17 protein-coding genes and 1 pseudogene are annotated in these 25,736 nt (G+C 64.3%); 11 read left to right on the forward strand and 7 right to left on the reverse strand.

Translation table 11 applies throughout. The features are described from left to right. Positions 1–292: 292 nt before the first annotated feature. From IVB28_RS09990 to IVB28_RS10015, 6 genes and pseudogenes are all read right to left on the reverse strand, one after another. The gene (locus IVB28_RS09990) at positions 293–487 is read right to left on the reverse strand and encodes a hypothetical protein (RefSeq protein WP_247525898.1); all 195 of its coding nucleotides are present in this window, start codon (positions 485–487) and stop codon (positions 293–295) included. A gap of 398 nt (positions 488–885) precedes the next feature. Beyond that, positions 886–1,692, reverse strand: a complete 807-nt coding sequence (locus IVB28_RS09995) for a transglutaminase family protein (RefSeq protein WP_247525899.1) — start codon at positions 1,690–1,692, stop codon at positions 886–888. A 240-nt stretch (positions 1,693–1,932) separates the two neighbouring features. Then, entirely contained in the window at positions 1,933–2,937 is a 1,005-nt protein-coding gene (locus IVB28_RS10000) for an alpha/beta hydrolase (protein ID WP_247525901.1), read from the reverse strand. Positions 2,938–3,223: 286 nt separating this feature from the next. Further along, positions 3,224–3,908, reverse strand: a pseudogene (gene plsY, locus IVB28_RS10005) (glycerol-3-phosphate 1-O-acyltransferase PlsY). A 148-nt stretch (positions 3,909–4,056) separates the two neighbouring features. After that, positions 4,057–4,482: a universal stress protein gene (locus IVB28_RS10010; RefSeq protein ID WP_247525902.1), complete on the reverse strand. Its 426-nt coding sequence runs from the start codon at positions 4,480–4,482 to the stop codon at positions 4,057–4,059. A gap of 50 nt (positions 4,483–4,532) precedes the next feature. Continuing rightward, positions 4,533–5,069, reverse strand: coding sequence for a histidine phosphatase family protein (locus IVB28_RS10015; RefSeq protein ID WP_247525903.1), 537 nt, complete (start codon positions 5,067–5,069; stop codon positions 4,533–4,535). A 177-nt stretch (positions 5,070–5,246) separates the two neighbouring features. Between IVB28_RS10015 and IVB28_RS10020 the strand changes: the two genes are divergently transcribed. From IVB28_RS10020 to IVB28_RS10055, 8 genes are all read left to right on the forward strand, one after another. After that, positions 5,247–6,716 (forward strand): FAD-dependent oxidoreductase, encoded by a 1,470-nt coding sequence (locus IVB28_RS10020; protein ID WP_247525905.1) that lies wholly within the window; start codon positions 5,247–5,249, stop codon positions 6,714–6,716. A gap of 87 nt (positions 6,717–6,803) precedes the next feature. Further along, positions 6,804–7,316: a peptide-methionine (R)-S-oxide reductase MsrB gene (msrB, locus tag IVB28_RS10025; RefSeq protein ID WP_246926655.1), complete on the forward strand. Its 513-nt coding sequence runs from the start codon at positions 6,804–6,806 to the stop codon at positions 7,314–7,316. Positions 7,317–7,585: 269 nt separating this feature from the next. After that, positions 7,586–9,838 carry a flagellar hook-basal body complex protein gene (locus IVB28_RS10030; protein ID WP_247525906.1) on the forward strand — a complete coding sequence of 751 codons (2,253 nt, stop codon included), beginning with the start codon at positions 7,586–7,588 and terminating at the stop codon, positions 9,836–9,838. A 35-nt stretch (positions 9,839–9,873) separates the two neighbouring features. Beyond that, complete coding sequence (gene flgK / locus IVB28_RS10035) at positions 9,874–11,757, forward strand: flagellar hook-associated protein FlgK (protein ID WP_247525907.1); 1,884 nt, start codon at positions 9,874–9,876, stop codon at positions 11,755–11,757. 21 nt (positions 11,758–11,778) lie between these two features. Then, positions 11,779–13,668 carry a flagellar protein gene (locus IVB28_RS10040; protein ID WP_247525908.1) on the forward strand — a complete coding sequence of 630 codons (1,890 nt, stop codon included), beginning with the start codon at positions 11,779–11,781 and terminating at the stop codon, positions 13,666–13,668. Between the two features lie 72 nt (positions 13,669–13,740). After that, a complete protein-coding gene (locus tag IVB28_RS10045; protein ID WP_247525909.1) occupies positions 13,741–14,526 on the forward strand; it encodes a hypothetical protein in 786 nt (261 codons plus the stop codon). Positions 14,527–14,663: 137 nt separating this feature from the next. Further along, positions 14,664–15,917 (forward strand): hypothetical protein, encoded by a 1,254-nt coding sequence (locus IVB28_RS10050; protein ID WP_247525910.1) that lies wholly within the window; start codon positions 14,664–14,666, stop codon positions 15,915–15,917. Further along, positions 15,914–17,413, forward strand: coding sequence for an aspartate aminotransferase family protein (locus IVB28_RS10055; protein WP_247525911.1), 1,500 nt, complete (start codon positions 15,914–15,916; stop codon positions 17,411–17,413). The genes IVB28_RS10050 and IVB28_RS10055 overlap by 4 nt, the downstream gene beginning before the upstream one ends. A 73-nt stretch (positions 17,414–17,486) precedes the next feature. Here IVB28_RS10055 and flbT read toward each other — a convergent pair whose 3' ends face one another. Next, positions 17,487–17,927, reverse strand: coding sequence for a flagellar biosynthesis repressor FlbT (flbT, locus tag IVB28_RS10060; protein WP_247525912.1), 441 nt, complete (start codon positions 17,925–17,927; stop codon positions 17,487–17,489). A gap of 314 nt (positions 17,928–18,241) precedes the next feature. On the opposite strand from flbT, the gene IVB28_RS10065 reads away from it, so the two are divergent. The 3 genes from IVB28_RS10065 to IVB28_RS10075 all read left to right on the forward strand — a co-directional run bounded on the left by IVB28_RS10065 (position 18,242) and on the right by IVB28_RS10075 (position 25,647). Next, positions 18,242–20,521 (forward strand): DUF1522 domain-containing protein, encoded by a 2,280-nt coding sequence (locus IVB28_RS10065; protein ID WP_247525913.1) that lies wholly within the window; start codon positions 18,242–18,244, stop codon positions 20,519–20,521. Between the two features lie 326 nt (positions 20,522–20,847). Beyond that, the gene (locus IVB28_RS10070) at positions 20,848–23,136 is read left to right on the forward strand and encodes a DUF1522 domain-containing protein (RefSeq protein WP_247525915.1); all 2,289 of its coding nucleotides are present in this window, start codon (positions 20,848–20,850) and stop codon (positions 23,134–23,136) included. Between the two features lie 219 nt (positions 23,137–23,355). Beyond that, on the forward strand, positions 23,356–25,647 hold the full coding sequence (locus tag IVB28_RS10075; RefSeq protein ID WP_247525916.1) for a DUF1522 domain-containing protein: 2,292 nt from the start codon (positions 23,356–23,358) through the stop codon (positions 25,645–25,647). Positions 25,648–25,736: the final 89 nt, after the last annotated feature.

A 25,736-nucleotide genomic window follows, 5' to 3' on the forward strand; every position in this document is an offset into this window, starting at 1 on the left:
CAGCAGCCGCGGCAAATATTCCTCAGTTTCGCGGCAGTTCGGGCTTCTTCCGCAAGAAATGGATCCTTGTGGGCTGGCGACAAGCCGACGCTGGATTCGGCGGGCTTTCCTGTTCTTGGAGGAAATGCCGCATCGTAACAGGAAAGGCGCGCGCTGGTGCTTTCGATCGCGCGGCAGTTTGGCTCCGCGGCCAAAGCTGCGGGCGTGGATGTGCCGAGTGCACAAGCCAGCAGAAGCAGCGTTGCGATCCATGTGCCTGTTCGAGCCGCCTTCATGGTGAAACACTCCATCGCTACTTGGTTCTACTCGCCCCATTGGGCCGCTCGCCGGTCCAGGCCGGAAGCGCATCCCATTCGGACCAGCGCATCCTGCGTTCCTCGTCTCCGACCCTCACGAAGACAAAGGGCGCATCGTCCCGGCCGGTTTTCGAACCGACGAAAACGGCCGGAACGCCGTAGGCATCCCTGATGGTTGCTGTGTTTGCCATTCCCGCCTCCTGTCTCGGCTCGCGCCCGGCTCGAGTCTTGGTTTTGAGTCCTGGCTTTGAGTTTTGGCTCTGAGTTTTGGCTCTGAGTTTTGGAAGAGCCGCGCCTGTGTTTTGGCGCGGGGCAATTGAACGGACCTGTTGCTATAGAATGGCGACGATCGCGATCAGTAGCCCGAGGAAGATCGGCACTAATAATGGTGGGATGAGCCACTCACGAATGTCGAATTTGACGAATGGGACATCTGACCGCCTTCTTTCGATTGAGGCGGGAGCGCGATGCTCTCAGTCACCGATAACAGCCAGGAAGCGCGCGGTGATGCCAGCTTTGTAGCACCCGCACTGCCGATTAGCGAGGTCAATCTGGTCCGGTTTGCGCGCAATCGACCACAACGAACGGCTCACACAAGTTCATCGGTCCACACCTTGAAGCTGATGAGCTCGCTTGGTCCGAACGTTTGGACAATTGGAACATCCGCCGCATCGCGCCCCTGGGCGATCAGGACTCGGCCGATCCGCGGAGTGTTGTTGCGTGCATCGAAGGTGTGCCAGCGTCCCCCGAGGTAGGCGTCGAACCAACCTGCAAAGTCGCCGGGGGCGTGAGGCGGCGGAATGCCGATGTCGCCGAGATAGCCGGTGCAGTAGCGCGCTGGAATGTTCATGCAGCGGCAGAACGCGATGGCGAGATGCGCATAGTCCCGGCACACGCCTTTTCGCTCGTTGAAGACCTCCCACGCCGTCATGGTCGCCCGCGCGTGCTCGTATCCAAACGCGATGTGATCGTGAACAAAATCGCAGATAGCCTGGACGCGCGGCCAACCGGGCGCCGTTTTCTCGAACAGCTTCCATGCGATGTCGGAAAGCCGATCGGTCTCGCAATACCGGCTGCCGAGCAGATAGAGGATGGTGTCCGACGGAAGCCCCTCCACCGCATGCTGCGCAGCTGAAGGCACGATCACATCGGGCAAACCGCTATCCCGCACGATGCCATCGGCAGAAAGGCGCATACGGCCGGGGGGCGCAACGATCCGGCTGCACCAGTTCCCGAAGCTGTCGCGGTAGGGCGTGACCGGAACAGAAGGCGAGGTGATGAGGTGATCCGGTACAACAATATCGGATGCCCGCGTGTAATGCGTGCCGACCATTGCGATCAATGGCGTGACTTGCTGGAAGTCGTACACCATTTCGAAGCCGACACGGATTTGCATGCTTAGGCCCCGCTCCAACTGCACCGACTGGAATCGGCCGCGAGTCGTGTTGACTCGAATCCTGATCGGCGTCGCGGCGACAGCTCGGTCTGCGTCGTCCCTGAAGAGCAAATGGCTACCCGGCTGGCCGAATGCAATGCCAAGCCCCACAAGACGCTGCGTCCCGTCACCAAAGTATGCCGCATCCCATCATTCCGGCAGCGGAGGCCGCGCGCTGCAGCATTTCGCGGCACCGGTTGCCTAGTGCAACGTCGCGGCAGCGGCTTCGTCGATGGCCGCCATCAAATCCGGCGTCGCAGATTGATGGACCATGTGACCCACGCCGGCGATCCGGTGCAGCTTGCTCTGCTTGATCTCTTCGTGGAGCCTGACCGATTGCTTTTCGGTGTCGATCAGACGGTCGTCCTCACCCCCGATGATGATCGTGGGCATCCTGAGTTCGCTATAGGTCTTCGCAGCGACAAAGGCCGCTGGCACCATCAATGCCGCTTCTGCCGCACTGGCACGCATCTGTGCTGGCCGTACTGCCATTGCTTTAGGGAAGTCGGCGAACTTCTCGGGGACTGCTCGCGGGCCGAATAGTTTTCGCAACATCACAGGCCACATCAACCGCCCGAAAATCGGGGAAACGGTGTAACTGATGAGATCGCCGAGCCCCGGAATTGCAGGTGCCAACGAGACGGCGGCGTCGGTGCGGGCGGTCGGGAAATAATATCCCGACGCCAGCACCAATGCTTCGACCAGTGACGGATGTCTGATCGCCAGCGCCACTGAGACCGATGCTCCCCATGAATGTCCAAGCACTATCGCGCCCTGAACGCCCAGACGGCCGAGAGCCTCCTTGAACAAATCTGCCTGCGTCTCTGGGGTCCAAACCGCATTGCGGGGCCGCAAGCTATGTCCGAATCCCGGGCGGTCGAAGACGATCACCCGATAGTTTTCGGCGGCCAGATCGATCAAGCCGCTCGACTCGAAATCCTGGATCATGCTGCCGTTGCCGTGAAAGAGAACCAGCGGCCGGCCGTTGCCGCGTTCCACATAGTGCAGACGCACGCCATTGACCTCGATGAACCGTCCTTTTGGCGGATTGTCTCGCTGGGCCTTCCTGGCAAGCTGCCGATTGATGAGGGCTACCCCCGCCATCACCATTACTGCCCCAGTAAGCGCGGTAAGCGCGGGATATCGCCTCACGGCGCTGAGGCAGCTGGAGACGAGTGAGGTTGAACGAGATTGCAGCAACGTCATCGGCAGTACCTCATAGGGGGTCTGCACGATGCCTCAGGGCAAAATGAGAAATGTTGCAGGTAACGCAAACGAGCGCCGCGTGCGTTTGGTTCCTGCGCGCAACCGCGATTCCCACTGCGATCGGCGCCCGGCATCGCGTCAGCCTCGCTGTACGGCGGACATGTCGCTGACCGGGGCTTTACTCATCAATCCGGTAGGGCTGTGTCCGTTTAATCCTCACCGGACCTCGCCAGTTTGCCCTGGCTAGTGCGCTAAGGGCCAAAGGCGGCCCCCAGATATGCCTGTGCTAAACCTGCGCTTCCGGTTTCGTATCTCGGCCATTTCGACCCAGCCGCGGCTCCGTTCCCGCCAAAAGTCTTTGGATGTTGGCACGATGGCGGATGATCACTTAGAAGCCGCCTCCGATCACCAGTAACCGATACGGCAATGCGTGCTCGACCGCGCAGACAAGAACGATTGCCGTCAACGCCGCGAGCATCGAGCTCAAGGAAACGATCTGGGTCACAGCCAGCACTACGCCAAAGACGGTTGCAGCCCCCAATCCCACGCGCCACGACAGCGCCAGCAACACACCAAGCCCGGTCGCAGCCGACTTGCCGCCCGTGAAATTCAGCCAGATCGATCGGTTATGTCCTAACAGCACGGCAATTCCAGCCAGACAAACAGCCCATGGCACCCAGATTTGCAGATCAGACGCTGTCGGCGGCGGGGATAGTTCTGCATAGAGCCAAGGACAGAACGAGCGCGCGACGATGATGGCACCCACGCCCTTCAGCACATCGCCGACGAGCACGAACAAGGCAGGCCATTTACCGAGGGTCCGGAAGACATTCGTTGCCCCGGTGGACTTGGAGCCATGCCTTCGAATGTCGATGCCCCCTGAGCAGTTTCCCCGCCAGATAGCCCGTGGGGACCGAGCCGAGTAGATAGGCGATCACCAACCCGACCGGGCTCGCTGTCCAAAAAGCCATGGGTTTATGTCCAGTTTTCTGAACGCTGTTTTATCCCGACTTCGTCTGACCGCTATGGGTCACAAACCGCCAACCGAACTACGGTGGCGGAGTTCGGCTTTGAACTGGCGAGCCGACGTTTGTGAGTCGACGTCCTAGGCAGCGCTCCTCAGTGCCTCACCACCAATACCGAGCATTTGGCGTAGCGGACCACATGCCCGGCGTTGGAGCCGAGGAAATAGGTGCGCATTGCCGGCCGGTGCGAGGTCATCACGATCAAATCGGCCTTCATGTGCGCGGCTTCCTCCAGAATCTCGTGGTAGATGCCGCCCTGGCGCACCACGCTTGAGATCCGCGCTTGCTCGATGCCGGATTCGCGGGCGACGATGGCGAGCGCCTCTTCCGAGGTCTGGCGCTGCTGCTCGTCGAAATCGGCCGGTACATATTCGGCCAGCATCACCGGCGTCATCGGCAGCACGTTGAGCAGGCGCACGACGCCGCTCCAGGTCTGCGACAGCGTTGCCGCAGTCGCGATCGCCGGCTTGGCCAGATCGGTGTCGGCGAGGTCGATGGGCACGAGAATGGACTTGAACATCTGCGCCTCCATATCTTCCGGTCAGCACGCCTTGTCGGCACGTCGCGCGGTCATCCCGATCGAAGCAGCCTGGGGCTGGTGAACAGCACCAGCTTGCCGCGGCGGTAGGCCACGTCACTCCAATCCTTGACGTCAAAGTCGAAGATCGCAAGCCCCGAGGTGGGCAGGTTGTCGGCGAGCGCCCTGGCGCTGGCCGGATCGCCGCTGCCCATCAGCATCAGCGCGGCCTCGTGCATGCCGGGGTTATGGGCGACCAGCAGCAGCTGCTGCGGGTCGGCCGGGGCGGTTGCAGTGCGAATGCAATCCAGGATCTGCGCGGGATCGGCGCCGTAGAGTTCCGGCAGGATCTCGACCTGCGGCGTCGGGACGCGGTCCTTCATCGCCTCCCAGGCGATGTCCCAGGTCTGCCGGGCCCGGACGGCGTGCGACACCAGCACGGCATCGGGGAAGGGCGGATGGGCGGCGATCCAGTCGCCGATCTCGGCGGCATCCTTGCGGCCGCGGTCGTCGAGCCGACGGTCCTGGTCACGGCCGCTCGGCGCGTCAGTTTCTGTCTTGGCGTGACGCAGCAACATCAAACGACGCATGGCATTCTCGAATCGTTCCACGTCCAGAATAATCTACAGGCGCCGGCTGAGGACAAGGTGGCAGGCGCCCGCTACCAGGTTGTTATTTTGAGCATGATCTCCGCGCAAACGCATTTTGTGTTTGTCGCGAGGAAAAACCGCTGCGCGCTTTTCCGGATCATGCTCTAAGAAAGCGATATGAGCGAGACTTTCACAAGCGTGTCCCAGGAAGAAGCCGGCTTTCGCGACCGCACGCGGCTGTCGTTCGACCTCGACGCCGACATCTGCGTCATCGGTGCGGGGCTTGCCGGACTCACCATCGCGCTGGAGGCGGCTCGGCTCGGGGCCAGTGTCGCGGTGCTCGAGGGCCGCCACATCGGCTGGAACGCGTCCGGCAACCAGCTCGGCACCGTGATGCCGGGCTTTGCGCTGCCGCTCACCGATCTGATCGAGCGCGTCGGCTTCGAGGACGCGCGGGAATTGTGGACGCTGTCGAGGGAGGGCGCCGCGTTCGTCCGGGCCGTCGCCACGGAAGAGAACATGCCCGGAATTGCCCCGAGCGACGGCGTCTTGGAGGTCTCCAACGGCGATGCCGGCGACCGGCTGATCAGCCGCTTGCAGATGCTGAATGAGGATTTCGACACCGAGGTCGAGGGTTGGCAGGTCGATCGCGTTCGCGAGGTGCTCAAGACCGATCGCTACTTCCACGGTGTGTATTATCCGAGGGCGTTCCAGGTCGACGGCCGCAAATACGTGCACGGCCTGGCGGCGCTGGCCCGGCGAGCAGGGGCCCGCATCTTCGAGGACACGCCCGTCGTCAGTATCGATCATTCCGGCATCCGCAAACGCATTGTCACGCCCTCGGCGCGGCTGCGCGCAACCCATATCGTGCTGGCGGGCAACATTCATCTCGGCGCGCCCCTGCGGCGCCTGTCGGAGACGCTGCTGCCGGTCTGGCGCTATGCCGGAATCACCGCGCCGCTCGGCGAGCGCGTGCACGAGCTCATCGCCTTCAAGGGATCGGTGATGGATTCCGACGGCGTCGACCATTTCCGCATCGTCGACGGCGACCGGCTGATGTGGGAGAGCCCGGAGACCACCTGGGCCGCGCGTCCGCAGCGCTTTGCAGGCGCCGTCAGGCGGCGGATCCGTACGATCTTTCCGGCGCTCGGCAATGTCGAGATCACCGAGATGTTCGGCGGCGCCACAGGCCAGACCGTGCACGGCATGCCGCAGATCGGCCAGTTGCGCAAAGGCCTGTGGGTGGCGAGCGGGTTCGGCCGCCAGGGCATGAACACCTCGGCCATGGCCGGGCAGTTGATCGCGCGCGGCATCCTGTGGGGCGATGAGCGCTGGAAGCTGTTCTCGCCGTTCGAGCTGGTCTGGGCAGGCGGTGCCACGGGGCGCGTTGCGGGCCAGTTGGTGGGGGTCTGGGGCAGGGCGAGTTCCGCCGCCGCAGGCTCGCTCGCCCGTTACCGCGAACGCGCCAGGGTGAAGGACAGGGAGCGCGAGGCACGCCTCGCCGAAGCCAACCGGGCCGCCGGCACCGGTCCGCGCCGCCAACCGCCCGGCGTCAGGCCACGGCCGGTCCCGCCGCCACAACCTGCGGCCCAAGAAGGAGAACAGGTCACGGAACCGGCCTCGCAGGACGCCGACGCCTCCCGATAAGCCTGAGAAAAATTCCGCCCACAGGTGTAACTTCGGCCACCACAAGCCCGTATCTCAGAGCATAGACGCTCCCGCACGGAGAATGAGATGTTCGACCGCCGCATCCTGTTGACGACAGCCGCCGGCCTGTTCGGCCTTGCGGCCTTCCGCTGGCTCAAGGGAACGCCTGCCGAGGCCGGCGAGAAGGCCGCGGAAAAGTTCGAGATCACAAAGACGGAAGCCGAATGGCGCGCCCAGCTCACGCCGCAGCAATATGAGATCTTGCGCAAGCACGGCACCGAGCGGCCCGGCTCCAGCCCGCTGCTGAAAGAGCATCGCAAGGGCACCTTCGCCTGCGCCGGCTGTGACCTGCCGCTGTTTGCCTCCGAGACCAAATTCGAGAGCGGCACCGGTTGGCCGAGCTTCTACCAGCCAATCGAAGGCAATGTCGGCAAGACCGAGGACCGGGCCTACGGCATGGTTCGCACCGAGGTGCATTGCCGGCGCTGCGGCGGCCACCTCGGCCACGTCTTCGACGATGGTCCGAAGCCGACCGGCTTGCGCTACTGCATCGACGGTTTCGGGCTGGTCTTCCACCCCGCGGCAGCGTCGGCGACATAGCCAATTGGGTGTCATTCCGGAGCGATGCGTCAGCATCGAATCCGGAATCCCGAGATTCCGGATTCGGTCCTTCGGACCGCTCCGGAATGACACCACGTCCCGGCAATTGTTGCCGGTCCCGGCAATTGTGCCCCGGTCATCAGGCCGGGGCTTTTTCATTAAGTCATTGATTTCATGAGAATACCCGCATTGGCATAGGCCTTGCGACTGTCTCCCCCGACTGCGGCCTTGGTCGACCGGCCGCCGAGATCGGATTTGGAGACAAAGTTATGGGTATCTTCGATGCAATGAACACCTCGGTGGGTGGCCTGCAGGCGCAGTCCTACGCCCTGCAGAACATTTCCGGCAACATCGCGAACTCATCTACCACCGGTTACAAGGGCATCGGCACCAGCTTCGTCGATCTCATTCCCGACTCCTCGGTGCCGAGCAAGCAGGTCGCGGGCGGCGTGACGGCCAATGCGAAGGCCACCATCACCACGCAGGGCACGATCTCCGGCTCCAGCGTCGCCACCAACATGGCGATCACCGGCGACGGCTTCTTCTCGATCCAGAAGGCGAGCGGCGTGGTCGACAACGTGCCTGTGTTCACCGGGGTCACCTATTACACGAGGCGCGGCGACTTCCAGCTCAATGCCAACGGCAATCTGGTCAACGGCGCCGGCTACTACCTGATGGGCGTCACGGTCGATCCGAAAACCGGCAACCCGACCGGCAGCGTGGCAAACGTGCTGCAGTTCCAGAACAACTTCGTTCCGGCGCAGGCCACCACCTCGATCGAGTACGCCGCGAACCTGCCGACCCAGCCGAACACGGTGGCGAAAACGACCGCGGCGGCCGGCACGCTGCTGGCGGCCGGCGGGCTGAACCCGTCCGACTTCTCCGCCAACCCGTTGCCGGTCGGCACGCCTCCGGCGCCCTATGCCAACGCCACGGTCTCAGGCGCAGCCGCCACGGGCAACATCCGTTCGCCCTACTCCTCGACGTCGGCCACGGGCACGGTCGCTCTCCAGAACAATTCGTCTGCGGTGGCCTCGACCACGACGTCCCTCGACAATGCGGTCGGCACGCATCTCGCCTCCAGCATTCTCACCGCGTTGAGCGGCCAGACCCTGACCGTCAACGGCAACACGATCACCTTCAACGCCGGCACGACGGTCTCGACGGTCGGCAACAACACCACCATCGGTCTCGGTGCGGGCACGACGGCCACCGTTGCGGACATCCTGAACGGGATCCAGACCGCGGGCGGCGCCGGCGTCACGGCCTCGCTCTCCGCCAGCGGTAACATCGTGATCTCCAGCGGCACCGGCACCGACGTGGCTGTCGGCAGCGGTACGGCGGCCACTGCGCTCGGCATCAGCAGCGTGATCCGTGGCGGCAACGTGCTGTCATCGCCCGCGATCTCGGGCGCGACGGTCCTGAGCGGCAGCGCGACGGCCGGCGGCGCCCAGGTGCTCTCGTCCAGCTTCGTTGCCGGCGACACCATCACGGTGGATGGTCAGACACTGACCTTCATGGCCTCCGGTGCATCGGGCAACAACCAGATCAACGTCACCGACAACATCACGACGCTGCTCGGCAAAATCGACGCCTTGTCCGGCGCGTCGGGATCGACGGTCAGCAGCGGCGGCGTCATCACGCTGAATACCGGCACCGTCTCCAACCTGTCGGTCGCCAGCTCGAACAGCGCTGCCTTCGCCGCTCTCGGCTTCACCTCGACCATCACCAAGAATCGCGACGGCGGTGGCACCGCGGGCACGGGCGGAGTGATCGGCAACGACATCGCGATCTTCACCAAAGAATCGATCAGCGGCGGTGCGGTAACCGCCTACAACGCCGCCGGCACGCCGGTGAACCTGCAATTGCGTTGGGCCAAGACCGACAGCGCCTCGCTGGGCGCGGGCCATTCCGATACCTGGAACCTGTTCTACCAGACCGATCCGAATGCGACCGGCACGACGGTCGGCTGGGTCAATACCGGCCAGGCCTTCGCGTTTGCCGCCGACGGCTCGCTGACCTCGCCAAGCGGATCGGGCATCACCATCAACAACGTCAGCGTCAGCGGTCAGTCGCTCGGCTCCGTCTCCTTCAACATCTCCTCGGGCGGACTGACGCAATATGCCAGCACCAGCGGCGCGGTGACCATCAACACCATCACGCAGAACGGCTATGCCGCCGGTCAGCTTCGCTCGGTCGCTGTCAACAACAACGGCATCGTGGTCGGAACCTTCTCGAATGGCCAGAACCTCAACCTCGCTCAGGTTCAGCTGTCGCACTTCAACGGCACCAACTATCTGAAGGCGTTGGACGGCGGCGCCTATGCCGCGACCGAGCAGTCAGGTGACGCCATCGACGGTGCTTCGGGGAACATCAGCGGCTCGTCGCTGGAGGGATCCAACACCGACATTGCCGACGAGTTCACCAAGTTGATCGTGACCCAGCAGGCCTATTCGGCCAACACCAAGGTGATCACGACCGCGAATTCGATGGTGCAGGATCTCTTGAACGTGTTGCGCTGATCAGCGCGTAACGTAACCAAAGGCGGGTCAGTGATATGGGTTTGAGTTCAGCCCTCGCCAGTGCGATGAGCGGTCTGCGTGCCAACCAGGCCGCGCTCTCGATTGTCTCCTCGAACGTCGCCAATTCGCAGACGCCGGGTTACGTCGTCCAGAGGCCGAACCAGATCGAGGTCACCACCGGCGAGTTCGGCTCGACGGCGATGACCACCGGCGTCAGCCGGGAGCTCGACACCTATGTACTGAACCAGCTGCGCACCGAGACCGGCGGCAGCGGTTATGCCGACCAGATGGCCAACATCCTGAAGCAGCTTCAGAATGTCTATGGCACGCCCGGCAACAGCGGCACGCTCGAAACCGCGCTGAACAAGTTCACCACCGCGTTGCAGGCGCTGTCGACCAGCTCGGGCGCGTCGTCAGCGCAGACCGTTGCGCTTGGCGCGGCACAGGCGCTGGCGCAGCAGCTCAACCTCACCACCAAAGGTATCCAGTCGCTGCGCTCCAACGTCGAGCAGGATCTCGGCACCTCGTCGCTGGCCGCCAACGCGGCGATGAAGCAGATCGCCGACATCAACACCAAGCTCCAGGGCCTGGCCGCCACCGATCCCTCGGCGGCCACGCTGATGGACCAGCGCGACCAGGCTATCAACACGCTGTCGAACTATGTCGACGTCCGCGTCACCACCGATGGTTCGAACCAGGCCAATATCTACACCACGACCGGCATTCAGCTGGTCGGCGCCGGTCTTGCATCGGAATTCTCCTTTGCGTCCGCCGGCGCATTGTCGGCGACCTCGGTCTACAACATCGATCCGGCCAAGTCCGGCGTCGGCGCGTTCAACATCAAGCTTCCGAACGGCTCGCAGGTCGACGTCGTCGCCAACAACGTGGTGTCGTCGGGCCAGATCGCGGCCGACCTGAAGCTGCGCGACGAGATGCTGGTGCAGGCGCAGAATCAGATCGACCAGTTCGCCGCCACGATGTCGAGTGCACTGTCCGACAAGACCACGGCCGGCAGCACCGTCTCCGGTCCGCCGGCCGGGTTCGATCTCGACCTCGCTGGCGCCCTGCCGGGCAATACGGTCAACATCACCTACACGGACACCGCGACCAACACGCAGCGTCAGGTCACGCTCGTCAACGTGACCGATCCGGCGGCGCTGCCGCTTCAGAACGCCGCGAACGCCAATCCGATGCGGATCGGCATCAATTTCGCCGGCGGCATGGGCGCGATCGCATCCGCGCTCAACACCGCGCTGTCAGGCTCGCACCTGACCTTCTCAGCCCCCCCGTCGCCGGCGACAGCCACGACATTGCGGGTGACCGACGACAATTCCGCCCTCGCCAAGGTCAACTCGGCCTCGACCAGCAAGACGATCTCGTCGTTGACCTCGGGCAATCCGCAACTGCCGCTGTTCACCGACGGCGGACAGGCGCTTTACACCGGCGCGATCACCGCCTCGGGCTCGCAGATGACCGGCCTTGCCGGACGCATCGCCGTGAATACGCAGCTGGTCAACGATCCGACCAGGATGTCGGTGTACAACACCTCGCCTGTGACGCCCGCGGGCGACACCACACGTTCCGACTATCTCTACGCGCAGCTGACTTCGGCGGTGTTCACCTATTCGCCGCAGAGCGGTCTCGGCTCGGCGAGCCAGCCCTTCAGCGGCAGCGTCTCGAACTATCTCCAGCAGTTCCTGAGCGTGCAGGCCAACGCCGCGACCCAGGCCACCCAGCTCCAGCAGGGCCAGAGCGTCGTGGTCTCGACGCTCCAGGCCAAGTTCAGCTCGACCTCCAGCGTCAATCTCGACTCCGAGATGTCGAACCTGATCCAGCTCCAGAATGCCTACGCCGCCAATGCTCACGTCATGTCGGTGGTGCAGAGCATGATGAACACGTTGATCCAGGCTCAACTGTAACAAGTAACAGGGCTCTGAAACATGTCGATCAGCAGCATCAACTACTCCTCGTCGGTTCTCGGCTCGCAGATCCGCAACATCAATCAGCAGCTCACCGATTTGTCGACGCAGCTCTCGACCGGGAAGCTGTCGCAGAACTATTCCGGGATGGGCACCAACGAGGGCTTTGCGATCGCCGGGCGCGCGCAGCTCTCCAACATCGCCGCCTATACCGACACGATCACCAACGTCAATGTCAGCATCAACCTCGCCAACACCGCGCTGCAGTCGCTGACCAAGATCCGCAGCACGGTGCAGACAGGCGCCGCCAATACCGCGCAGGATCTCAACGTCAACGGCCAGACCATCGCGCAGAACACCGCCGCCGCCCAATTCGGCTCGATGGTCGGCGTGCTCAACACGCAGACGGGCAACCGCTATCTGTTCTCCGGAACGGCCGTCAACACGCCGTCGGTTGCGAATGCCGGCGACATCATCAACGGCACCACGACTCAAGCGGGATTCAAGACCGTGATGGCGGAGCGCCAGGCCGCCGACTTGGGGGCCAACGGCATGGGCCGGCTGGTGCTCGCAACGCCACAGCCGACCCCGAGCTCGGTCCAGGTCTCCGAAGACGTCGCGGGCTCGCCGTTCGGCCTCAAGATCAAGGCGGTCTCCTCGACGCTGACGGGCGCGACGGTCACCGGCCCGAGCGGCTCGCCGGTGTCGTTCTCGGTCGATCTCAACGGCGTCAATCCGAACAACGGCGACAAGCTCAGCGTCCAGTTCACGCTGCCCGATGGCACGACCGAGCAGATCGACCTGACCGCGTCGACGGCGACGCCGACGCCGCTCGGCAGCTTCGCGATCGATGCGAGCACGCCGGTCAACCCGAACAACACGGCCTTGAACCTCAACAACGCGCTGGACGTCGCGATCAAGAAGCTCGCGGGCACCTCGCTGGTGGCGGCATCCGCGGTCACGGCGGGCGACAATTTCTTCAACACCGCCAGCTCCGCGATCGGCACGCCCGAGACCAGCCAGGCGGGCCCACTCGTACCGATCAGCGGAGCGACGGCGCTGTCCGGTGCGAGCCCCACCGACTCGATCTCGCCGGGTTTCGTCGCAGGCGACACCATCACCGTCAACGGCACCACGCTCACCTTCGTGGCCTCGGGCGCGACCGGCAACCAGCTCAACGTCGGCGACAGCGTCCAGACGCTGATGAGCAAGATCGACGCGATCACGGGGACGCCGAAGCCGTCGACAATTCATGGCGGTTCGATCACGATCAACACCGACGATGCGGCCAGCCTGAACATCACCAGCTCGAATACGGCAGCGCTGGGTTCGCTCGGTTTTGCCTCGACGCCCGTGACCGCCACGCAGCCGCCGCTCCGCGTCGGCTCCTCGCCCGCGAACTCGGCGACGACGCTGGTCAACGGCTCGGCCACTACCGTGAAATGGTACTTGGGCAATGAAGGGCCCGGCTCGCCGCGCTCGACCGCGATGGCGCGGGTCGACGATTCTCTCACGGTGCAGTATGGCGCCCAGGCGAATGAGGATGCGATCCGCCGGCAAATGCAGGCGACCGCGGTGTTCGGGACCTTCTCGACCTCGCCGACCGGACAGTATTCGGGCGGACAGGTCGCCGCGCTGAGCCTGCGGGTGACCCAGGCGCTGACCCAGCAGCCCGGTCAGCAGCGCATCGAGGACATCCAGACCGACATCGCGATGGCTCAGAACACGATGAAGGACGCAAGCACGCGCCAGACCCAGGCCAAGGCGCAGCTCCAGACCATCATCGACCAGGCGGAATCGGCCTCGCCCGACCAGGTCGCGAGCGAGATCCTGGCGCTCCAGAACGCGCTTCAGGCCTCCTACCAGGTGACCTCGAACCTGGCACAGCTCTCGCTCGTCAAGTTCCTGTAGCGCGGCGTTAAGACGCCGTTAACCATGCCTCTTTACCTCTTGGTGAGGATTGGAGCGGGGGCGGAGCTGTCGATGTCGGACAAGATGCAACTGGTGGTGGCCACGCCGTGCTTCGGCGGGCAGGTGTCGAGCATCTATGCGAGCTCGATCTTCGCGCTGCAGCGCGCGGTGCACGGCATGTCCAATCTCGAGCTCAAGGTGCTCCTGCGCGACGGCGACGCGCTGATCACCCGCGCACGGGCCAATCTGGCCGCGATGTTCCTGGACGACCCCAAGGCGACGCATTTCCTGTTCATCGACGCCGACATCGGCTTCAAGCCGGAGCAGGTGTTCCGGCTGATGGAATGCGGCGCCGACGTCGTCGCCGGCTGTTATCCGATCAAGCGAATCAACTGGGACAAGGCCGCGCGGGCGATCCAGTCCGGCCGGGCCGACGTGCCGGCGGCTTCGCTGGATTATGTGCTCGAGATCGAGGATCCCGACCGTATCGTCGTGGTCAACGGCTTTACCCGCGTGCGCTATGCCGGCACGGGCTTCCTGATGATCCGGCGCCACGTGCTGGAGGCGATGTGCCGCCATCCGCACTACGCGAACCTGCAGTTCTTCCGCGAGCATTCGCACGATACGCTTGTGGCGAGCCAGAACCGGTTCGCGCTGTTCGAATGCATGATCGATCCGGCGACCGGCACCTATCTCTCCGAGGACTTCGCCTTCTGCAAGCGCTGGACCGATATCGGCGGCGAGATCTGGGCCGACATCCAGAGCTCGCTCGATCACGTCGGGCCGTCGGTGTTCCACGGCGACATCGCCTCGCAATTCGCAGCCGCGCCCGCGGCGGCGGCAGATGCTGCGGCGTGAGCCTGCCGGAATGAGCGCCGGCGCATCCCGTCTGCCGGCATTGGAGCGCGCATCCGTCGGCGGCTCTGAGATCGTGTTGTGCCCGGCGGAGGCCAACCTCGCGCAAGGGCCGGTAAACTCCGCGTTCGAGGTGTGAGATGCAGCATCCGGTTTCCGCACCAATCGGCATGACCGCGGCGAACTATGCCGACCGCATCGGCTTTGCGCAGCTGACGCGCCAGGCCTTCGAAGGCGTCGACCTGCATCCGTTGCGCGACCGATTGGTGGCGCGGATCGCGGCGGGGACCGCGCTGGCCGGCGAAGCGCTGGATCTGTCCTTGATCAACCAGCTTCTCGGCGACAAGGATCAGGGGCTCGCGATCCAGTCGGAGGTGCTCGCCTTCCATCAATTGTTTCGCACGCCGAGCGCTGCTCCGAAACCGGGCCTGCGCGTGCTCGCGCTTGCAGCCGACATCGACATGGGCGGCAACACGCCGATCGATTTTCTGCTCGAAGGCTCCGACATCGAATTGTTGACGCTCTATGTGATGAAGAGCGTCGGTCTGCCCGAGAGTTTGCCCGAGCACGATGTTGCCATCGTGGTCGCCTCCGATTCCGACGAATGCCGCGAGGCGCTCGCCTTGATCGAGAAGGCCGCGCCGCACTGGCCGCGGCCGCTGCTTAATCGCCCTGATCGCATCGGCAACCTCGATCGCGACAAGCTGCATCGGCTGCTGGCCGGCGTGGCGGGTCTCGACATTCCCGCGACCATCCACGCGACGCGCGCGCAATTGCTGGACCTTTCGCGAGGGCAGATCGCTTGCGAAGACATTGCGGATGAACTGCGCCTTCCGATGATCGCGCGGCCGCGCGGCTCGCATGCCGGCGTCGGGCTCGCGAAGCTCGACGATGCGGCGGCGCTCGCAGCTTATCTTTCCGAGCGGGGCGAACAGGATTTCTTCGTCGCGCGCTTCGTCGATTATGTGAACGCGGACGGGCTCTACCGCAAATATCGTCTCGCGATGGTCGACGGCAAACCTTACGCCTGTCATATGGCGATCGCCGACCGCTGGGATATCTGGTATCTCAACGCCTACATGGCGTTTAGCGAGGAGAAGCGGGCCGAGGAAGCCCTCTTCATGCGCGAATTCGACGACACCTTCGCAGTGCGCCACAGAAACGCGCTCGACGAGATGAGCAGGCGCGTCGGCCTCGATTATTTCATCGTCGATTGCGCCGAGAACCAGGATAACGAGCTCCTGGTCTTCGAAGCCGACAACACCGCCGTCGTGCACAACATGGATTCGCCGGACGTGTTTCCTTACAAGCCTCCGCAGATGCGCAAGATCTTTGCGGCGTTCTCGGCGATGCTGTCGCGGCATGAAAGAGCAGGCGAGGGGAGTGCAACATGAACGAGATCGTCCGCACCGCGCAAAGCTCTGTCGCGCACGCCTCGCTCGACCCGCAGGACTGGAGCGCATTTCGCGCGCTCGCCCATCGCATGCTGGACGAGACGATCGATGGCATCGCCAACGTTCGGACCCGCCCTGTCTGGCAGCCGATCCCCGACGGCGTTCGCGCAGTATTCAAGGCCGACGTGCCGCGCGAGGCGAGCGACCTCGCCGAGGTCTATCGCGAATTCGCCGAGCACGTCGCGCCGTATGCGACCGGCAACCTCCATCCCGGCTTCATGGGCTGGGTGCATGGCGGCGGCACCGCGGTTGGTATGCTGGCCGAGATGCTCGCAGCCGGCCTCAACGCCAATCTCGGTGGACGAGACCACATGCCGATCGAGGTCGAGCGCCAGATTGTCGATTGGATGCGCCGCCTGTTTGCGTTTCCGGACAGCGCGAGTGGCATCTTCGTCACGGGTACGTCGATGGCCAATCTGATGGCCGTGCTGGTGGCGCGCACGGCTGCGCTTGGCACGCTGGCGCGGCAGCACGGCCTCGGCAATGACGGCGCGCTGCTGACGGCCTATACCTCGCACGCCGCGCATGGCTGCGTCTCCAGGGCGATGGACATTGCCGGGCTCGGCACTGATGCGCTGCGCAAGATCGGTGTCGATGCCGATCATCGCATCGATGTAGCGGCGCTACGCGCGCAGATCGCTGTTGATCGCGAGGTCGGCTTCAAGCCGTTCCTGGTGGTCGCGTCTGCCGGTACCGTCGACATCGGTGCGGTCGACGACCTCAAGGCGATCGCGGAGCTGTGCCGCGAGGAGGGGATCTGGTTTCACGTAGACGGTGCTTTCGGTGCGCTCGCGATCTTCTCGCCCGAGCTTGCGCCCAAGCTCGGCGGCATCGAGCTCGCCGATTCCATTGCGCTCGACTTCCACAAATGGGGACAGGTGCCCTACGATGCCGGCTTCCTGCTGGTGCGCGACGGCGAGCAGCATCGACAGGCTTTCGCGCAGCCGGCGGCCTATCTGCGCCGCGAGGCGAGGGGCCTTGCGGCGGGAGCGGTCTGGCCCTGCGATCTCGGACCTGATCTGTCGCGTGGCTTCCGTGCGTTGAAGACGTGGTTCACGCTGAAGACGTTCGGCACCGACCGGCTGGGTGCAACGATCACGCGAAGCTGCGCGCTGGCGAAGTATCTCGAAGCGCGCGTGCTGGCCGAACCGCGGCTGGAATCGCTGGCGCCGGTCAACCTCAACATCGTCTGCTTCCGCTACCGTGCCGATGATGCGATCAATCGCGAGATCGTGGCCGACATCCAGGAGTCCGGAATAGCGGCGCCGTCGAGCACGACGCTGAACGGCAAGTTTGCGATCCGTGCCGCGATCGTCAATCATCGCACGGAGGAGGCGGACATCGATGCGCTGGTCGCGGCCGTGCTGGACCTTGGCCGACGGCGGTGCGGCGACGGCGTGATCGAGGTCGAGGCGCCGCCACTCGCGGCGCAATAGCACTGGCAGGCCTGAAACGACAACGGCCCCGGAGGCGATCCGGGGCCGTTGTCGTTTGCGGGAACGTGCGCGGTCAGGCGGCGGAGCTCACGTCGTCCTTGTCCGCTTCCATCTTGGGATGGGTGGCCTCGAATTGGGTTCGCAGCTTCTCTTCATAGGCGATCAGCTTGCGGGCATCCTTCAGCGCCCGGTAGAGGTCGCCGTTCAGTATGTTGTTGTTGATGGCCTCGATGATCGGCCAGGCGCTCGGCACCGCGGTGACGATGTCGCGCACCAGGTTGAAATAGGTGCCGTGCTGGGTCTGCGGATCCGGCGAGATGTACATCAGCTGGACCGCCAGATAGACGAGCTTGGCGGGCGTATCGGCAGTCTCCGGCGTGAGGATGTCGCGCTCGCGCAGGATCGGCACGTTGTCGCCGTCGATCAGGAGGCGGGCGCGCTGGTCCGTGTTGGTAATCACGCAGTTACCGACGATGATACGTTCGTGCGGTCTGAGCTCGACCTTGAGGGCCATGCCTGTTCTCCATCAACGCTTTCGTAACCGAGCGTTCGTTGCGGCCTATCAGGGCCTGATTCTCGCTCGGAATTAGTTAACGAGTTCTAAATCCCCGCCGTTTGCGCAGAAAAACTCAGCTTTCCCAATGGTGTAGCTGTGTGGCGGCGCAGCGACGCGCGCAGCTTCCCCGGGCGAATCACGCGCGGTCCGGCGAAAGCGCCGGTTTCATTTCATGTTTCGTTAGAGGACTCCGTCCCACCGTCCGCCGGTCGCTGGGTCAGTCTCGATCCAAGCAGACAAGTAACACCGTTTACCAGAAAGGTAACACAGTCATGTCCGGTATCGTCCTCTCCTCCTCGGTTCGCCAGAACCTGCTCTCCCTCCAGTCCACCGCTGACCTCCTCGCCACCACGCAGAATCGTCTGTCGACCGGCAAGAGCGTCAACTCGGCCCTGGACAATCCCACCAACTTCTTCACGGCACAGTCGCTCGACAACCGCGCCAGCGACATCAACAATCTGCTCGACGGCATCGCCAACGGCGTGCAGGTGCTGCAGGCTGCCAACACCGGCATCACCTCGCTGCAGAAGCTGATCGACAGCGCCAAGTCGATCGCCAACCAGGCGCTGCAGACCACCGTCGGCTACTCCACCAAGTCCAACGTCTCCGCCACCATCGCGGGTGCGACGGCGGCCGACCTGCGTGGCACGACTTCGTTCGCCAGCGCCACCGCATCCAGCAACGTCGTGTTCAGCGGCGCGGCGGGCGGCACCACGGCGGCGACCGGCACCACCACGCTCGGCGCCACCATCGGTTCCTTCGCCAGCACGGGCGCAACGGCCGGTGACGGCACCACGGCCCTGACCGGCACCATCACCCTGATCGCCACCAACGGCACGACCGCAACCGGTCTGGCCAGCAACGCCCAGCCCGCGGACGGCGACACGCTGACCGTGAACGGCAAGACCATCACGTTCCGCTCGGGTTCTGCTCCGGCATCGACTGCGGTTGCGTCCGGTTCGGGCGTCAGCGGCAACCTCGTCACCGACGGCAGCGGCAACACCACCGTCTATCTCGGCACCGCGGGTACTCCGGCGGCCAACGTCAACGATCTGTTGACCGCGATCGATCTCGCCAGCGGCGTGAAGACGGTATCCATCACCGCGGGTGCTGCGACGATTGCCACGAGCGTCGGCCAGACTGCCTCGAGCGCTGCTGGCGGTGCCGTCACGCTGAAGAGCTCGACGGGTGCGGATCTGAGCGTCACCGGCAAGGCTGACCTGCTCAAGGCGCTCACCCTGACCACGGCCGTGGGCGGCGGCAACGCCACCGTGAACGTCAACCGGACCACGAGCTCGGGCTCGCTCGGTGCGACGATCGCGGACGGCTCGACGCTGAACGTCGACGGTCACGTCATCACCTTCAAGAACGCGCCGATCCCGGGCTCGACCGGTGCTCCGAGCGTTCCGAGCGGTTATGGTGCGAGCGGTAACGTCCTCACCGACGGCAACGGCAACTCGACGGTCTATCTGCAGGCTGGCACGGTCAACGACGTGCTGAAGGCGATCGACCTTGCCACCGGCGTGCAGACCGCGACGGTCAATGCCAACGGCACCGCGACGCTTGCGACCGCCACTGGCCAGACCAACTCGTCGATCAACGCCTCGGGTCAGTTCAAGATCTCGACCGGCGTCAATGCCGACCTGTCGATCACCGGCACCGGCAATGCGCTGAATGCGCTTGGCCTTGCCGGCAACACCGGCACTGCGACCGCCTTCACCGCGGCCCGTACCTCCGGCGTCGGCGGCATTACCGGCAAGACCTTGACCTTCTCGTCCTTCAATGGCGGCACGGCGGTCACCGCCACCTTCGGCGACGGCACCAACGGCACGGTCAAGACGCTCGATCAGCTCAACACCAAGCTTCAGGCTAACAACCTGACGGCGACGATCGACGCCAACGGCCTGCTGACGGTCTCGACCACCAACGATTACGCGTCCTCGACCATTGGTTCGAGCGCCGCGGGTGGTGCGATCGGCGGCACGCTGACCTCGTCCCTGACGTTCTCGACGGCTTCCAGCCCCGTCCAGGACACGGTTGCCCAGACCTCGCGTGCCAATCTGGTCAACCAGTACAACAACATCCTCAACCAGATCGACTCGACGGCTCAGGACTCTTCGTTCAACGGCGTCAACCTCTTGAACGGCGACCAGCTCAAGCTGGTGTTCGACGAGACTGCCAAGTCGAGCCTGAGCATCACTGGCGTGACCTACAACTCCAAGGGTCTGGGCCTTGCTGCGCTGACCAGCGGTGTCGACTTCATCGACAACGCTGCCACCAACAAGGTGCTGACCAACCTGAACGCGGCATCGAGCACGCTGCGCTCGGAAGCCTCGGCTCTCGGCTCGAACCTGACCATCGTGCAGGTCCGTCAGGACTTCAACAAGAACCTGATCAACGTGCTGCAGACCGGTTCGGCCAACCTGACCCTGGCCGACACCAACGTCGAGGCGGCCAACAGCCAGGCGCTGTCGACCCGCCAGTCGATCGCGGTCTCCGCGCTGTCGCTGGCCAACCAGTCGCAGCAGAGCGTGCTGCAGCTGCTCCGCTAACAAGCGGACGACTTCGCAAAGCAAGATCCGGCGGCGGGGCTTCGGCCCCGCCGCTTTCTTTTTGGCTCGTCTCGCGCCCGTCGCCTTCGGTAGGGCTTTGGAAAAGTAACCAGCGGTTATGGTTAATGGAGCGTAAGCGCAAAGAAACGCCAATGATTTCAGGCTGATTTACCAACCGGCGCGCGGCTGTCGTTCGTTTATGGTGAACCCGCGCTTATGCAGGCGATGTTCGCTTCACCCTTTGTTAGCCATGTCGCGGCACGCTGGCCCCGTCACTCGATCTGAAGCGATCGAACGAAGACGCGTAAGCCAGAAGGGTAAGAGTCATGTCAGGTATCGTTCTCTCTGCGTCGGTTCGCCAGAACCTCCTCTCTCTCCAGTCCACCGCCGATCTCCTCGCCACCACGCAGAACCGTCTCTCGACCGGCAAGAGCGTCAACTCGGCCCTGGACAATCCCACCAACTTCTTCACGGCACAGTCGCTCGACAACCGCGCCAGCGACATCAACAATTTGCTCGACGGCATCGCCAATGGCGTGCAGGTCCTGCAGGCCGCCAACACCGGCCTGACCTCGCTGCAGAAGCTGATCGACAGCGCCAAGTCGATCGCCAACCAGGCGCTGCAGACCACCGTCGGCTACTCCACCAAGTCGAACGTCTCGACCACAATCGCCGGGGCCACCGCAGCCGATTTGCGCGGCACGACTTCATTTGCCAGTGCGACGGCGAGCAGCAACGTGCTGTATAACGGCACGGCCGGCGGCACCACCGCGGCGACCGGCACCACCACGCTCGGCGCCACCATCGGGTCCTTCGCCAGCACGGGCGCAACGGCCGGTGACGGCACCACGGCCCTGACCGGCACCATCACCCTGATCGCCACCAACGGCACGACCGCAACCGGCCTCGCCACCAACGCCCAGCCCGCCGACGGCGACACGCTGACCGTGAACGGCAAGACCATCACCTTCCGTAGCGGCTCGGCTCCGGCAACGGCTTCCGTTCCGGCCGGTTCGGGCGTCAGCGGCAATCTCGTCACCGACGGTAACGGCAACACCACCGTTTATCTCGGCACCGCGGGCACCCCGGCTGCGACTGTCAACGATTTGTTGTCCGCGATCGATCTCGCCAGCGGCGTCAAGACCGTATCCATCACTGCCGGTGCTGCGACGATCACCGTGAGCGCCAGCCAGCCAGGTGCTGCCGTCTCGACCGCTGCTGGCGGCGCCGTCACGCTGAAGAGCTCGACGGGTGCCGATCTGAGCGTCACCGGCAAGGCTGACCTGCTCAAGGCGCTTGCCCTGACCACGTCTACCGGTGCGGGCAATGCCACCATCAGCGTCAACCGGACCACGAGCGCGGCCTCGCTCGGCGCGACCATCGCGGACGGCTCGACGCTGAATGTCGACGGTCACGTCATCACCTTCAAGAACGCGCCGATCCCGGGCTCGACCGGTGCTCCCAGCGTTCCGAGCGGTTATGGTGCGAGCGGTAACGTCCTCACCGACGGCAACGGCAACTCGACGGTCTATCTGCAGGCCGGCACGGTCAACGACGTGCTGAAGGCGATCGACCTTGCCACCGGCGTGCAGACCGCGACGATCAACGCCAACGGCACCGCGACGCTTGCGACCGCCACCGGCCAGTCGAACTCGACGATCAACTCGTCCGGCGCGCTCAAGATCTCGACCGGCATCAACGCCGACCTGTCGATCACCGGCACCGGCAACGCGCTTAACGTGTTCGGGCTCGCCGGCAACACCGGAAACGCAACGGCGTTCTCCGCTGCCCGCACCTCGGGCATCGGCGGCATTGCCGGCAAGTCCTTGACCTTCTCGTCCTTCAATGGCGGCACGGCGGTCAACGTCACCTTCGGCGACGGCACCAACGGCACGGTCAAGACGCTCGACCAGCTCAACACCAAGCTCACGGCCAACAACCTGGCGGCGACGATCGACGCCAACGGCCTGCTGACCATCACCGCGTCCAACGATTACGCCTCTTCGACGCTCGGCTCGACGACCGCCGGCGGCGCGATCGGCGGCACGCTGACTTCGGCGCTCACGTTCTCGACGGCTTCCACTCCCATCCAGGATGGCGTTGCCCAGACGGCCCGCGCCAACCTGGTGTCTCAGTACAACAACATCCTGAACCAGATCGACACGACCTCGCAGGACTCCTCGTTCAACGGCGTCAACCTCTTGAACGGCGACCAGCTCAAGCTGGTGTTCGACGAGACCGGCAAGTCGAGCCTGAACATCACCGGCGTGACCTACAACTCCAAGGGTCTGGGCCTCGCCTCGCTGACCGTCGGCGTCGACTTCATCGACAACGCCGCCGCCAACAGGGTGCTGACCAATCTGAACGCGGCGTCGAGCACGCTGCGCTCGGAAGCGTCGAGCCTCGGTTCGAATCTCTCGGTGGTGCAGATCCGTCAGGACTTCAACAAGAACCTGATCAATGTGCTGCAGACCGGCTCGGCCAACCTGACCCTGGCCGACACCAACGTCGAGGCGGCCAACAGCCAGGCGCTGTCGACCCGCCAGTCTATCGCGGTCTCCGCGCTCTCGCTGGCCAACACCTCGCAGCAGAGCGTGCTTCAGTTGCTCCGCTGATAAGCAACTGAAACTGCTAAATAAAATCGAGCGGCGGGGCCATTTGCCCCGCCGTTCTTTTTTGCGTCCGCAGGCGGGCAGGGGTGTTCACCCGCCCTTAACCCTGTCCCTTAAACCGGCGTTAACCATACTTTAAAGGACAGCCTCTAAGACTGGACAAAGCCCGCTTTCCAGACCCGCGCGGCCGATTCGTATCCGGTTCAAGAGGAAGACTCGCCAATGTCCAACATCGTTCTCTCGGCGTCCGTTCGCCAGAACCTGTTGTCGCTGCAGTCGACGGCCGACTTGCTGGCCACGACGCAGGAGCGGCTGTCGACCGGTAAGAAGGTCAACACAGCGCTCGACAATCCCACCAACTTCTTCACCGCCCAGGGGTTGGACAACCGGGCGAGTGACATCAGTAACCTGCTCGACGGCATCAACAACGGTGTGCAGGTGCTCCAGGCGGCCAACACCGGCATCACCTCGCTGCAGAAGCTGATCGACAGCGCGAAATCGATCGCCAACCAGGCGCTGCAGACCACGGTCGGCTATTCGACCAAGTCGAACGTCTCCACCACCATTCCCGGCGCGACGCCCGCCGATCTTCGCGGCACGACCTCCTATGCGAGCGCGACCGCCAAGAGCAACGTGCTCTATACCGGTGCAGCCGGTGGCACTACCCCGGTCACCGGGACCGCAGCGCTGGGCGCATCGCTCGGCTCGAGCGCCGGCACCTTTACCGGCACGGCGGCGCTTGCCGCCGACGGCACCACCGCGCTATCCGGCACCGCGACCTTGGTTGGCACCACCACGTCCACCACGTTCGGGGCCGCGCCGGCCGACGGCGACACGCTGACGGTGAACGGCAAGACCATCACCTTCCGCACCGGCGCCGCTCCGAGCACCCAGCCGACCGGCTGGGGCCTCGATGCCAGCGGGCACATCGCCACCGATGGCAGCGGCAATTCGATCGTCTATGAGGGAACGGCGGCTGCGCCCGGGGCGACCATCAACGACGTGCTCACTGCGATCGACCTCGCCAGTGGCGTCAAGACCGCCACGATCAGCGCGAGCGCGGCCACCATCGCGGTCAGCGGTTCGGCCGGACCCGTCGGCACGCTTCAGACGGCATCGTCGATCTCGGGCGGCGGCCTGGTCACGCTGAAGAGCTCGACCGGCTCCGATCTGAGCGTGACGGGCAAGGCCGACTTCCTCAACAAGCTCGGTCTGACCCCGGCGACCGGCGCAGGCAATGCGAGCGTGACCGCGGCCCGGTCGACCACCGCCGGCTCGCTGGGCACTCTCGTTCAGGACGGCTCGACCCTGAACATCGACGGCCATACCATCACCTTCAAGAACGCGCAGACGCCGCAATCGGCGGCGAGCGTCACCTCGGGCGGGGTTAGCGGCAACATCGTCACCGACGGCAACGGCAACTCCACCGTCTATATCCAGAGCGCGACGCTGACCGACCTGCTCAACGCGGTCGATCTGGCCACCGGTGTCAAGACCGCGAGCCTCTTCAACGGCGCGGCGACGTTGACCCCGACCGCGGGCCAGATCCCCTCGTCGGTCAACAGCAGCGGCCAGCTTGCGCTCTCCACCGGCATCAATGCCGACCTGTCGATCACCGGCACCGGCAATGCACTGAGCGCGTTCGGCCTCAGCGGCAACACGGGAACGGCGACCGCCTTCACCGCAGCGCGCACCTCGGGCGTCGGCGGCGTCAGCGGCAAGACGCTGACCTTCTCGTCCTTCAACGGCGGTACGCCGGTGAACGTCACGTTCGGCGACGGCACCAACGGCACGGTCAAGACGCTCGATCAGCTCAATGTGCAGCTGCAGGCGAACCACCTGACGGCGACCATCGATGCCAACGGCGTGCTGACGGTCACCACCGTCAACGAATACGCGTCCTCGACCCTCGGTTCGACTGCCGCGGGCGGCGCGGTCGGCGGGACGCTCACAAGCGTGCTCGCCTTTACCACCGCGCAGCCGCCGATTCAGGACCCCGTCGCGCAGACGGCGCGTTCGAGCCTGGTCAGCCAGTTCAACAACATCCTGGCGCAGATCGACACGACGTCGCAGGACTCGTCCTTCAACGGCATCAACCTGCTCAACGGCGACACGCTGAAGCTGGTTTTCAACGAGACCGGCAGCTCGACGCTCGGCATCAACGGCGTGGTGTTCAACGCGGCGGGTCTCGGTCTCAGCAATCTCGTTCCCGGCACGGACTTCATCGACAACGGCGCCACCAACAAGGTGCTGGCCAGCCTGAATGCCGCCTCGAGCAGGCTGCGCTCGGAAGGCTCCTCGCTCGGTTCGAACCTCTCGATCGTGCAGGTGCGCCAGGACTTCTCCAAGAACCTGATCAACGTGCTGCAGACCGGCTCGTCCAACCTGACGCTCGCCGACACCAACGAGGAAGCGGCGAACAGCCAGGCGCTGTCGACCCGCCAGTCGATCGCGGTGTCGGCGCTGTCGCTCGCGAACCAGTCGCAGCAGAGCGTGCTGCAGCTGCTCCGCTAATTCGAGAGCCAAGCTCACCAGTTGAGATTTCGCGGCGGGGCTAATGCTCCGCCGTTCTTTTGAGGGAGATCGCTAAGACAAGATTAGCT

It is taken from the genome of Bradyrhizobium sp. 199 (assembly GCF_023073355.1).
Classification (GTDB): domain Bacteria; phylum Pseudomonadota; class Alphaproteobacteria; order Rhizobiales; family Xanthobacteraceae; genus Bradyrhizobium.